Source organism: Streptococcus mitis, from assembly GCF_047464035.1.
GTDB lineage: Bacteria > Bacillota > Bacilli > Lactobacillales > Streptococcaceae > Streptococcus > Streptococcus mitis_DX.
Genome location: NZ_JASHCQ010000011.1, coordinates 37,692 through 48,586 on the forward strand (window position 1 = coordinate 37,692; position 10,895 = coordinate 48,586).

The 10,895-nt window shown below is 37.1% G+C and carries 11 protein-coding genes and 1 pseudogene; 4 read left to right on the forward strand and 8 right to left on the reverse strand.

Features of this window, described 5'->3' with window-relative positions:
• Positions 1 to 78: 78 nt before the first annotated feature.
• Genes QM818_RS05135 through QM818_RS05155 form a run of 5 tightly spaced genes read right to left on the reverse strand, consistent with a single transcriptional unit; the run spans position 79 to position 5,546 of the window.
• On the reverse strand, positions 79 to 1,011 hold the full coding sequence (locus QM818_RS05135; RefSeq protein ID WP_023947581.1) for a transketolase family protein: 933 nt from the start codon (positions 1,009 to 1,011) through the stop codon (positions 79 to 81).
• Positions 1,008 to 1,865 (reverse strand): transketolase, encoded by an 858-nt coding sequence (locus tag QM818_RS05140; protein ID WP_261080939.1) that lies wholly within the window; start codon positions 1,863 to 1,865, stop codon positions 1,008 to 1,010. The genes QM818_RS05135 and QM818_RS05140 overlap by 4 nt, the downstream gene beginning before the upstream one ends.
• 3 nt (positions 1,866 to 1,868) lie before the next feature.
• A complete protein-coding gene (locus QM818_RS05145) occupies positions 1,869 to 3,215 on the reverse strand; it encodes a PTS ascorbate transporter subunit IIC (protein WP_261031788.1) in 1,347 nt (448 codons plus the stop codon).
• A gap of 12 nt (positions 3,216 to 3,227) precedes the next feature.
• Complete coding sequence (locus QM818_RS05150) at positions 3,228 to 3,512, reverse strand: PTS sugar transporter subunit IIB (RefSeq protein WP_000912476.1); 285 nt, start codon at positions 3,510 to 3,512, stop codon at positions 3,228 to 3,230.
• A gap of 3 nt (positions 3,513 to 3,515) precedes the next feature.
• Complete coding sequence (locus QM818_RS05155) at positions 3,516 to 5,546, reverse strand: BglG family transcription antiterminator (RefSeq protein ID WP_414300001.1); 2,031 nt, start codon at positions 5,544 to 5,546, stop codon at positions 3,516 to 3,518.
• 190 nt (positions 5,547 to 5,736) lie between these two features.
• Between QM818_RS05155 and QM818_RS05160 the strand changes: the two are divergent.
• From QM818_RS05160 to rpmG, 4 genes and pseudogenes are all read left to right on the forward strand, one after another.
• A pseudogene (locus QM818_RS05160) lies at positions 5,737 to 6,360 on the forward strand (SPFH domain-containing protein); the annotation flags it as partial.
• Between the two features lie 28 nt (positions 6,361 to 6,388).
• Entirely contained in the window at positions 6,389 to 6,565 is a 177-nt protein-coding gene (locus QM818_RS05165) for a type II toxin-antitoxin system antitoxin (protein ID WP_033608448.1), read from the forward strand.
• Between the two features lie 151 nt (positions 6,566 to 6,716).
• A complete protein-coding gene (rpmF, locus tag QM818_RS05170) occupies positions 6,717 to 6,899 on the forward strand; it encodes a 50S ribosomal protein L32 (protein ID WP_000290417.1) in 183 nt (60 codons plus the stop codon).
• 15 nt (positions 6,900 to 6,914) lie between these two features.
• Positions 6,915 to 7,064, forward strand: a complete 150-nt coding sequence (gene rpmG / locus QM818_RS05175; protein WP_001265622.1) for a 50S ribosomal protein L33 — start codon at positions 6,915 to 6,917, stop codon at positions 7,062 to 7,064.
• Positions 7,065 to 7,246: 182 nt separating this feature from the next.
• Here the strand turns inward: rpmG and QM818_RS05180 are convergent, their stop codons facing one another.
• From QM818_RS05180 to rpsD, 3 genes are all read right to left on the reverse strand, one after another.
• Positions 7,247 to 8,494 carry a toxic anion resistance protein gene (locus QM818_RS05180; RefSeq protein WP_261081395.1) on the reverse strand — a complete coding sequence of 416 codons (1,248 nt, stop codon included), beginning with the start codon at positions 8,492 to 8,494 and terminating at the stop codon, positions 7,247 to 7,249.
• A 21-nt stretch (positions 8,495 to 8,515) separates the two neighbouring features.
• Positions 8,516 to 9,322 carry a coiled-coil domain-containing protein gene (locus QM818_RS05185; RefSeq protein ID WP_261081394.1) on the reverse strand — a complete coding sequence of 269 codons (807 nt, stop codon included), beginning with the start codon at positions 9,320 to 9,322 and terminating at the stop codon, positions 8,516 to 8,518.
• 611 nt (positions 9,323 to 9,933) lie between these two features.
• Positions 9,934 to 10,545: a 30S ribosomal protein S4 gene (rpsD, locus tag QM818_RS05190; RefSeq protein WP_000092756.1), complete on the reverse strand. Its 612-nt coding sequence runs from the start codon at positions 10,543 to 10,545 to the stop codon at positions 9,934 to 9,936.
• Between the last annotated feature and the right edge of the window lie 350 nt (positions 10,546 to 10,895).

The following is a 10,895-nucleotide window of genomic DNA, read 5'->3' on the forward strand; positions in this document are numbered from 1 at the left end:
ATATGCTTTTAATCCGCTCGCTTTAAATAACGTAATGTAATTTTTACAGAAGTTCTTTCAGATAAGTGTATTTAACATCTATCTTGCATTATAAAACGCTAAAACTTTCTCTTTTATATTCGATTCACTCAAACCATACTCATTAAGAAGATAATCCATTTTCCCTACTTGACCGAATCTTTCTTGAACACCCATCCGATGAATTTTTGTTATTCCATCATCAGAGAATAATTCACATAAAGCACTACCAATTCCACCTATCTGATTGTGGTTTTCTACAGTAAATATAGTCTTTCCGCTTAACATTGTTTTTATCTGTTCTGGTATCGGTTTGATTCTAAATAAATCTATCACACCTACTGAATAACCTAATTTAGACAGTTCATCCGCAACTCGAATACTTGGAGCAACCATTATGCCAGAAGCAACTATTACAACATCTTCACCGTGTCTTAACTCAATGTAGCCTTTAGAAAAATCTTCTCCACCTTGATATACAGCCTCTGGAGCTTTTCTAATTGTTCGAATATATTTTAGTCCTTTTAATTCTAATGTCTGGTTCAAGATTTCACGAAATTGGATATCATCAGTTGCTTCAAAAATGATTGATTTAGGAATTAAACGTAACAATCCAATTTCTTCAAATGGCATATGTGTTCCACCATTCATCTCTGCCGTTACTCCTGCATCTGAGCCAATTACAGTGGCATCCAATTGTGCGTACCCAAGAGAAATAAATAATTGATCAAATACTCTTCGTGAAGCAAAAGGGCCAAATGTATGAAGATAAGGTCTAAACCCCTGAATAGATAAACCTGCTGCAAGCCCGACCATTTCTGCTTCCATGATCCCAACATTCACATAACGGTCTCCAAAGTCCTTTTCAAGATTATTAGTAGCCATCGAACTTGACAAGTCTGCTTCTAAAACTACTATATCAGAATAACTTTGGTTAGCTTCTAGAAGGAAATCTCTATACACATGTCGTAATTCTTTCGTACTTCTCATCATTCTGTTTCCTCCAATTCCTGACTTAATCTTTCTACAACTGAAGTTAACATTTGTCTCTCCTCTACAGTAGGGCGAAGATGATGATTGGATTTCATTTCTTCCAGCTCTCGAACTCCTTGACCTTTAATAGTATCTAATACAATACACTTAGGGGATGAATTATTTGACTGTTTTAATTGGATAATCCCTTCATAAATTTCTCTAATATCTGAACCATTGACCCTAATGGATTCAAACCCAAATGCTGAGAATTTTTCTACAAAATCACCTGGATTACAAATATCCTTTGTAAAACCATCTAATTGTTTTTTGTTATCGTCTACAAATACAATTAAATTAGATAACTGTTGATGAGAAGCAAACTGTATAGCCTCCCAACATTGTCCCTCATTTAACTCACCATCTCCAACAATAGCATAGGTATAAAAGAGACTTTTTCTTATTCTCTGACCATATGCAAGTCCGGTTGCAACACTAATTCCCTGTCCTAAAGAGCCAGTTGTCATATCTATGCCCGGCGTTAGATTTCTATCAGGATGAGACGGTAATTTGGTTCCATTTGTATTTAAAGAATGTAAGAATTCTTTGTCAAAGAAACCATTCAAATAGAGTGTGCTGTACAAAGCTGGTCCAGCATGTCCCTTGGATAAAACAAAATAATCTCTATCTCGTGACGCAAATATTTCTGGAGTCATCGGCATTATTTCACCATAAAGCACTGCTAAAACTTCTACTATAGACAGACTCCCTCCATAATGGCCGAATCCAAGATGATTCAATGTTCTAAGAGTATTTAATCGGATTTTTGTTGCAAATTTTCTTAACTCATCTTCTCTATTTTCACTTAAAATCATCCCTTATTCCTCCTTTGCAGATGGCTTTTTAATAAAGGATACTCCAAACATAACTGCTAGAATAAGAACAAGACCAATAACAATGCCTGCTTGCGAGCCAAATTGATTCAACATTCCTAAAATAATTCCTGATAGACCAAAATCTGCATCTGAGAAAGTTGACCCTTGGAAACCAAGTCCTCCCAAAACTGGCATTAAAAAGACTGGAAGAAAACTAATTAAAATACCTTGTAAAAATGCTCCAATAGTGGCTCCACGAACACCACCAGATGCATTCCCAATGACACCTGCAGTCGCTCCACAGAAGAAATGAGGCACAACGCCTGGTAAGATGACAACCGTTCCTGAAGCAATCATAATTGCCATACTTACTAAACCACCAACAAAACTAGAGATAAATCCAATTAGGACTGCATTAGGTGCATAAGTATAAACAATCGGACAATCCAAAGCAGGTTTTGAATTAGGTACAAGACGCTCTGAAATACCTTTAAAGGCTGGAACAATTTCACCCAAAATAAGGCGAACACCTGCTAAAATAACAAATACACCTGCTGCAAATTGACCTGCTAATTGTAAAGCATAAACTAGACCACTTGTACCACTACTGATTTCTTTTTCTATATACTCTGACCCTGCAAAGATAGCTACAATAATGTAAATAATTGCCATGGATAAAGTAATGCTAACAGTACTATCACGTAAAAAAGCTAAACTCTTTGGAAATTTAATGTCCTCTGTTGATTTTGATTTGTCACCGATAAGGCTACCAGTGAAACCACTCAACCAATATCCCAAAGAACTGAAATGACCTAAAGCCACCTTGTCATTTCCAGTTAATTGAACCATATATTTTTGTACAAATGCTGGAGAAATACTCATAATAATACCGAGTGCTAATCCTCCTAGTAAGATAAGAGGCAAACTAGTAAAGCCAGCAACTGATAAAATGACCGCAATCATACACGCCATATATAGAGTGTGGTGCCCTGTTAAAAAGATATATTTGAATCGAGTAAAACGAGCAATTAAGATATTGAATACCATACCTGCAAACATAATCATTGCAGTAGCTGAGCCATATGTTGTTAAAGCTACAGCTACAATTGCTTCATTATTCGGTACAACTCCAGATAAATGAAAAGCATGTTCAAACATGGTACCAAATGGATTCAAAGAATTTTGTACAATTCCTGCACCACCAGATACAACTAAGAAACCAACAAAAGTCTTAATTCCACCTTTAATAATATCAGGTAATTTCTTCTTCTGAAGAACTAATCCTAAGATTGCAATTAAAGCTACTAAAATAGCTGGTGTACTAACAATATCCAATATGAACTTCATCATGACGCTAGCCTCCTAAATAAGTCCTTTTTCTTCACAAAGTTTAGTAATTAATTCTCGTAGTTCATCCATATCAATAATACTATTTAAGATACGAACATCTCCAAGATGACTAGCTGAATCAGCTAAATCACGACCAACAATCCAAATATCAGCTGCATTTGGATCTGCTCCACCTAAATCATAGTGTTCAACTTCTACATCTGAAACATTCAAATCACTCAATACAGATTCAATATTCATCTGTACCATAAAACTTGAACCTAATCCTGAACCACAAGCTGTACCAATTTTTAACATTATCTAATCCTCCTGTTTAATTATCATTTCAATGTCATCATAGTTTTTTGATGATATTAAAGTTTGAACATGATTTTTATCTCTTAAAATTGTTGTTAAATGTGACAAAGCCTTTAAATGACTCTCATTATCAATGGCTGCAATACAAATCAACAATCTTACCTCTTGTTCTGGATTATCCAATAAATAAATCGGTTCTTCCAAAACTAACATTGACATTCCTATTTCATTCACACCTTCATCTGGCCGAGCGTGAGGAATTGCTACTCCCTTCCCTAAATTAATAAAAGGCCCAAACTCTTCTACTTTTTGAATCATTGCCTCAGGATAGTTCTCAGTTATCTTATGTTGATTCAAAAGCGGTTTAGCTGCTAAACGAATTGCCTCCTTCCATCCTAATTTTTCCGAACTAACCTGATAAGTTTCTTTTGTAATTAATTCTTCTAACAATGGTAACACTTCCTTTCTGTTCATTTCTTGATAGAGATACCTCTTTAATGCTAATTTTAACTCTAATTCTTGTGTGATTATACTATATCGTCTTACTATACTAATTATCTGATTAAGCTCAATATCTCGATAACCTGTATCTGGGAAATCTTTTGATACCAATTCAACTAACTGTGTTGTTTGTTCTTCCGTCATCATAACAGAAACTAGATAATTTGGCTTCTCTGTATCCACCTTTATAGTAGAAAAAACCATATCATAGTCACTACTAGTTTTCGCATATAAATCATCAATCTTTGAGGTTCCTATAAACTCAATCTGAGGGAATAATGCTAATAGATTCTCTTTTATCATCAATGAAGAACTAATTCCATTAGGACAGATAATTGCTGCTTTATAACATTTTTGAGGCAAATTGTCTGCTTTCTTTAAATATCCTCCAAAATGGATAACAAAATATGCTGTTTCACTATCAGGTATGGGCTTGTCAATAGCGTCCATCAAGGGAGTCAAAGAATCTTTTACTAGTTCAAATAAATCAGGATAATGTTCTTTAACATGCAACACATATTCATTTGAACTAGGTAAGCCGAACTTTAATCTATAGTAAGCCGGTATAAGGTGGCGACGAAGATTTTCTCTCAATACTTCTCTTTGTTTAAAATGTAACAAAGAAATATCTTCCATTCTACTTATAATAGCCTCGGTTAATTGATTAAAGTAAACTGGAGCAACATCTACTTCACCTTCAAAGCAACTTGATAATAAAACTGTGATATAGCGATAATCATCCTCTGAAAATACCGTATCTATAATTCCCAAATCAACTACTGTATCCAATAAAATAGTCGTTATATCTTGAATAATAGGAGATACTAGTGTCTCTGAAAGACGTACTCTTTCAACATCTCTTTGATACCTACATATAATGAATACTAAACCGAAAAGGCAAACTTTTAATTGATTAACAATAGGTACTATCTGTAGCTTTTCATAATAATCTTTAACTACCTGATCAATCAAATCATAAGTTAATGAATACCCCCAACTGGATAAAACATAATCCAACCCCCAAATCCCTATGGAGGATTCCAGCAACTCACTAACCATTTGAAAAGCTAAACGGTGCTTATTCCACTCTGAACCGTGTAAAGTATAACCTTTTGCTCTACTGTACCCTAGCTCCAAATCATTATCTAACATAATCTTTCTTAATGATTGAATATCAGATAAGGTTGTATTCTTACTTACTTTCAAAAAGTCTTGGTAATGATTATTCGATATAAAATCTAATCGGCAAAAAGTGTAAAGATAGATTAATGCTAAGCGAGTCGACTTTGGTAAAACCAATTCATCCGACTTAATAATATCTGTCAAGGACTGCTTCGTACGATTTGATAAACTATAGCGACCTTGTTTTTTATCCAGCACTATCCCTTTATTAGCTAGATAAGGCACTAAATAATCTATTCCTTCTTTGACTTCCTTTATAGGTAAGCTCACCTTAACAGATAATTCATATAATGATAGCTCACAATGATCCATCAAAGTCATCAAAATAACTAGTGCTCTATAATCAAACATTTCTCTTCCTTTCTAACTACAATTATAGTGTAAAAGTTATAAGAATAAAAGAGTATTTCAGCACAATATAATCTCACTTCCTACAAGTAATTATTGGGCTGAAACTTTTTAGTGATTATTTGTCAACTTTCTATTAATTTTTAAAAACAAAATGATATCATTTAGATATCAAATAACAGAGGTCATTCTTATGACTGAAAAACTAATCAATTCAAAACCAAATGGTGTATTAGCATTGATTCTCATTGAGTTGACAATCGTACTTGGTATCTTTATATTTATAATGGGTGTTGGTTCGGAAAACATTTTTGGAATTATTATCGGACCTTTACTAATCTAATTGCAGCGCTAACTCATGCTGGTTTAAAAGTTGTCAAACCTCAGGAGGCTCTGGTTCTGACACTCTTTGGTAACTATACAGGTACCATCAAAGAACCTGGCTTTTACTTTGTCAATCCCTTCAGCGTAGCAGTCAACCCTGCAAACCACACTCGACTTGGACAAAGTGGTGATGTTAGCACAAAATCTCCTTTTTTAGGAGCTAAATCATCAAATGACAATGACTGCTTAAGAAATCCTTGAAGCACGTATCACTTACCTAGCTTATGCTCCAGAAATTACTACCATTATTGATGCCCGTAAGATGATTGTAGATGGTGCTGTAGGAATGGTTGAAATGGCACTAGAACGGATCAATGAAGGGGAATTGGTAGAGCTTGACGAAGAACGAAAAGCTGCTATGGTTTCCAATCACCTAGTCGTCCTCTGTGGCAATCATGATGCACAACCAATTGTCAACACAGGAAGTCTTTACCAAAGATGGTTGAAGCTAAAAAAAGCAGATCCCCCTTCGACTCTCAACAAAGTTATACGCTGCACTCGCCTCATGGGCAGAAGATGACTTTCGTTCAGTCAATGGGCAAATCGAATATCTCCTTACAGAATGTGTCAAACAACGGAAGAAAGACGGAAAATACGTATCAGAAACCATTGACGAACCATTTGAGATTGATATTTAACACCTTCTCCTGTCTGCTAGGTCTGACAGGAGAATTTTTTCATCTTTTTTTGTCAAGTAACTTTACTTTACAAAAAAAATGTGTTATCCTAGTATGGTTGATGAAAATCAGTAGATTGAATCGAATATAAATACCTAAAGGAGAAATCAAAATGGCAGTACCTGCACGTCGCACTTCAAAAGCGAAGAAAAACAAACGTCGTACACACTACAAAGTAACAGCTCCATCTGTAAACTTTGACGAAACTACTGGAGATTACTCACGTTCTCACCGTGTATCACTTAAAGGATACTACAAAGGACGTAAAATCGCTAAAGCTGCATCAGCTGAATAATAGAAGGGAGATACCATGCGCGTAAATATTACACTTGAACACAAAGAATCTGGTGAACGCTTGTACCTTACTTCTAAAAACAAACGTAACACTCCAGACCGTCTTCAATTGAAGAAATACTCACCAAAACTTCGCAAACACGTTGTGTTTACAGAAGTTAAGTAAGCATTCAATACGAATCAATACAGAAGAAAAACGCATAAGATGCGTTTTTTCTTTTGTCAATTTCAGTACATTGCAATAAAATCAACCGAATGACTACATTTTTTTGTGAAATAAATTAGATGTTCGGATATATAGAAAAATCCAAAATCCCCTGCAAATCTACATTACAGGGGACTTGTGTATTATTCTTGTACTTCTTTCTGGGCGGCCTTGCCTTGGTCTAGAAGAGCTTGGACGATTTTCTCATCGCGTAGTTTAACAGAATCGTTGATCATTTCTGCGGACTTGACGATGGTTGTTTCTAGTTGGGCACGTTTCTGGCGTCCCAATTCAATGGCTGCGACGATACCTTGGTTTTGAGCGATCAGACTTTCAGCCAGTTTTGTAACAGACTCAACAGCGACTGTCGGGCTTTGAGCAATTCGTTCCATCTGCGGAATAACTTCCTTGCTGGTTTCAGCTAGCATCTGAAGGGCAGCATTATTGGCATTGACAATGGCATCAGCTACGACACCTGATTTCATTGATTGTTGCAAAATACCAAGTTGGGCAATAGAAAGCTTCATTGTCGGAATGGTATTACGGCGAAGCATGCCCAATTTTTGGCGCATATCTGAGGAAACCTTCACAAGATTGCGCATCTGAGGTGTTGTTGCCCAGGCAACATAGAGACGGCTGACATACTCGGTGTGCTGTTGTTCGAGGGTATTGACCACTTCAGCCATGCGAGCCAATTCTTGTGATTTAGTCTGGTATTCTACCGTACTTGTATCGAGTTGGTCAACTTGAGCTTTCAGTTCTGCAGCGCGATTGCCAGCTTCTGTTTGGCTAGCTTCGATAAAGGAAATCACTCCCACTAGATTTTCAATGGATTTGGTATTATCCTCAATCAACATCTCAGCAGAGACGATATTTCGAGCTAGCACATCTTCTTGCTTGACCACTGCGGCAGCCATACCATCGAGCTTTTGCTCCACTGTTTTTGAGTCAAAGTAAAATTCCTGTAGCGTATTCTTGCTCTTGTTAAACAATCGTTGCAAAAAGTTTGGTTTCTCTTCTAGCTCAGCAATTTCAGCGTTCTTGTATTTGACTACAAAGCCTTGCAACTCACGGTTGGTATTTTTGAGTAGATCATCCACTTGGGGAATCTGTAGTTTCTTTTGTTCTGACAAGATACGATTGACCGTATTGTTCACACCTTCTACAGCAGATTGTCCAAAATCCAAAAGAGCATTTTGATTGGTGACAAACTGGTCTACTAACTGAGGCACGTGCGCCTTGATTCCTTCTTGCTGCTCAGGGCTCAACTTTTCAAGGAAGGTCAAGGTCTTGTCTGAGCCAGTATTGGTCTCGATGATTTGGGTTGTCTTATCCACCTTAGATACCGTATTATTAGCAATCTGGTCAATATCAAAATTAAATTCTGTCATGGTTACTCCTTTATTTCCAACCTATTCTTTGCGATCTTTTTCGAGGATACGTAGACTGATATCAAAATCACGCATATCTGTTTCATTGAGTTCTCTCAAAACTTGGTCCAGCTCAAGGTCAAATTGTTCGATGGCTGCTTTAGCTTGTTGCAAACGTTCTTCTGCCCGATTATAGTTTTTAGGATTAGCCTTAATCTTTAAATAGCCTTCTAAAATCGTTTGGAATTTCTCCATCTTCAAACTATGAATGGCAGTCAATTCTTCCTTATCCCCCTCGGCAGAGGTAGCAATCTTGTCTAAAATGGCCTGATGGTCAACGGCAATATTGGCTAATGTCTGGGACAATTCTGGAGCTAATTCCTCTGGCTCCGCATTTTCAAGATCTACTTGACTTTCTCTATCCAAACGTTCTAGCTGAACATCGATGTTTGCCCTTACTGTACGAACCTTTTTGTCAATACGGTTGTAGACATCAGCATCGATATAGGACTTGAGACGATCCGCCTCCTGATGAATTTCCCGCAGTTCGATTAATACTTGATTAGCCAAACTCTTATAGGAATCTGAACCTTTTTCTACCAAGATTCCCTCTAATTGCTGAATATCCTTGTCCGCCTGACGAATCCGAGCTTTTAAAAGCTCAATCCGATCGTCGAGCGAACGATCCTGCAAAAGAGGATAGCGCCAACGTTTATAGAGACGATAACCACCATAGCCTAGCAGGACACAAGCCGCAAGCGGAAGAGCATATTGAACCAAAAGGCCCAATAAGAACAAGAAGCCCCAAAAATAGAGACAACCTTTCCAAAAACCATTACCCGATTTCATAAACATTCCTTATTTTCAATTTATAAGTCTATTTTAGCACAAAAGACAAAAATGAGGGCGGAAATCCCCTAGAAAAGAGTTGATTTCTTTGCGGTGGAATGGAACTTGGTAGCGCGTGTGCTAATTTCAGTGGAACGTATTCAAGACACAAACACACTCTGAGGAATATCAAAACAAAAGCTTGAAATATCGAAAGGATTGTGTTAGAATGAGAGCATAAAGGGAAAATAATGCTTCTAGCATATATAACTAAAAAGCCCCACCGTGCCACCGATGGGGTTTTTTGCTACCCTCTAAAAGGGTTAAATGCTACTTCCTACGTCTCTTTATCCATAGCTTGAAAAGCTCAGATAGTACGTTAACAAGTAACGGAGCTAGAAAAAGGGAAAATAATTCTAGCATATATAACACCTCCCTTCCTTAAAGTGAGGGGGCCAAAATATTATATCACACCAGATTTATATCATCAGCATCGCTTAATTCTTGGCATAGATAGACTTAGATGCGCAAATAATCTTACTAGCAAATCTCCATACAAACCCAGAAATCAAGCTTTTAAGACAAAGCAAAAAGCCCACTGTTGTAGGCTTTCTGTAAGATATTTCTTAAAATTAAAGCATTTTGTTGTAGAATTCAACGACAAGTGCTTCGTTGATTTCTGGGTTGATTTCGTCGCGTTCTGGCAAGCGAGTCAATGAACCTTCCAATTTTTCAGCGTCGAATGATACGAATGCTGGACGTCCAAGAGTAGCTTCTACTGCTTCAAGGATTGCTGGAACTTTCAATGATTTCTCACGAACTGAGATCACTTGACCTGGAGTTACGCGGTATGATGGGATATCAACGCGTTTTCCGTCAACAAGGATGTGACCGTGGTTTACGAATTGACGAGCTTGACGACGAGTAGTCGCAAGACCAAGACGGTAAACAACGTTATCCAAACGACGTTCCAAAAGAAGCATGAAGTTGAAACCTAGGATTCCGCCTTTGATTTTTGTAGCTTGTACGAACAAGTTACGGAATTGTTTTTCACCTACACCGTAAGTGAAACGAAGTTTTTGTTTTTCAGCCAATTGCAAACCGTATTCTGACAATTTAGAACGGTTGTTTGGTCCGTGTTGTCCTGGTACGTAGTTACGACGTGCCAATTCTTTACCTGTACCTGTAAGTGAAAGGCCAAGACGACGAGCTTGTTTCCAAGATGGTCCTGTATAACGTGACATGTGAATGTCCTCCTGATATAAATAATATTTTGGTGGAAATAGTCACTTAGAAAGCCCTGATTCGTGCAGATGCCCTTCGCCTAAACAGCCAAGGTTACTTATCATAAGACACCTGTTGACGAGCTTCATGCTTTCCTGCTGATATTTCACACAAAATCCATTTTACCATGAATGGCTAGATTTGTAAAGGGGTTTTAAGCTTTATTTTCATTGCCAGAGAGATTGCTAATTTCTCAAAGTAACTTCCACTTGCCCAACCAAAGTGGAAATTAGTCTAAAACGGATTTTTATGGTGGAATTAAGTGTGAGACGTTTGAGTTAGAAATGAGGTCTACTATGACAAAACATAA

What these genes read in the sequence shown, in the direction of transcription:
- QM818_RS05135 (WP_023947581.1), bottom strand. Translation starts at nt 1,011, where the DNA reads ATGATGAGAAGTACGAAAGAATTACGACATGTGTATAGAGATTTCCTT.
- QM818_RS05140 (WP_261080939.1), bottom strand. Translation starts at nt 1,865, where the DNA reads ATGATTTTAAGTGAAAATAGAGAAGATGAGTTAAGAAAATTTGCAACA.
- QM818_RS05145 (WP_261031788.1), bottom strand. Translation starts at nt 3,215, where the DNA reads ATGATGAAGTTCATATTGGATATTGTTAGTACACCAGCTATTTTAGTA.
- QM818_RS05150 (WP_000912476.1), bottom strand. Translation starts at nt 3,512, where the DNA reads ATGTTAAAAATTGGTACAGCTTGTGGTTCAGGATTAGGTTCAAGTTTT.
- QM818_RS05155 (WP_414300001.1), bottom strand. Translation starts at nt 5,546, where the DNA reads ATGTTTGATTATAGAGCACTAGTTATTTTGATGACTTTGATGGATCAT.
- rpmF (WP_000290417.1), top strand. Translation starts at nt 6,717, where the DNA reads ATGGCAGTACCTGCACGTCGCACTTCAAAAGCGAAGAAAAACAAACGT.
- rpmG (WP_001265622.1), top strand. Translation starts at nt 6,915, where the DNA reads ATGCGCGTAAATATTACACTTGAACACAAAGAATCTGGTGAACGCTTG.
- QM818_RS05180 (WP_261081395.1), bottom strand. Translation starts at nt 8,494, where the DNA reads ATGACAGAATTTAATTTTGATATTGACCAGATTGCTAATAATACGGTA.
- QM818_RS05185 (WP_261081394.1), bottom strand. Translation starts at nt 9,322, where the DNA reads ATGAAATCGGGTAATGGTTTTTGGAAAGGTTGTCTCTATTTTTGGGGC.
- rpsD (WP_000092756.1), bottom strand. Translation starts at nt 10,545, where the DNA reads ATGTCACGTTATACAGGACCATCTTGGAAACAAGCTCGTCGTCTTGGC.